1 protein-coding gene is annotated in these 735 nt (G+C 61.4%); it reads left to right on the top strand.

Features of this window, described 5'->3' with window-relative positions; all coding sequences use genetic code 11:
• Positions 1–735, top strand: a 735-nt coding sequence (locus tag J5224_RS32575) for a dihydroxyacetone kinase subunit DhaK (RefSeq protein ID WP_264629067.1), incomplete at both ends; no start/stop codon positions are given.

Raw genomic sequence — 735 nt, 5'->3', positions numbered from 1 at the left:
TTACCCGGTGCCGATCACCCTTTGTTTACCGTGCCGGAAGGCATGATGGGTGTCGGGATGGGGATCCACGGCGAACCGGGTATCCACGATGCACCGATTTCCAGTGCGGATGAGCTGGCCGAACTGTTGGTCGATGCGCTGTTAAAAGAGGTGCCGCAGGCGGTGAGCGCACTGTCCGGGCAGCGCCTCAGCGTGGTGCTCAATGGGCTGGGTGGTGTGAAATATGAAGAACTGTTTGTGGTCTATCGCCGCGTTGCCCAACAGCTGACGGCGCAAGGACTCACCATCGTTGAACCGGAGGTGGGAGAACTGGTGACCAGCTTTGATATGGCTGGACTTTCTCTCACCCTGTTCTGGCTGGATGAAGAGCTGGAGCGCTTCTGGCGTGCACCGGCCAATACGCCCGCATTTCGTAAAGGCAGCATGACGGTCGCAGAACCCCGCGAGGAGTGCGAATTTAACGTCGAGCAGGACAGCATTCCTGAAGCAACCCCGGCATCGCGTGAGGCAGCGCAGTGTGTTGCCGCTGCTTTGGTGGCGGCGCGTGATGTTGTTGTGGCAAATGTCGATGAACTGGGCCGCATTGATGCCGTGGCGGGCGATGGCGATCACGGTATCGGCATGGAACGCGGCGTGGAGGCGGCGGCGGAAACTGCCGCCAGCATGCTGGAGAGGCAGGCGGGCGCTGGTACCTTATTACAGCGTGCCGCGGATGCCTGGGCCGATCGGGCGGGG

This window comes from Candidatus Symbiopectobacterium sp. NZEC135 (genome assembly GCF_025962695.1).
The sequence above is the reverse complement of the archived record's forward strand: the minus strand, read 5'-3'. Positions and strand labels throughout refer to the sequence as shown.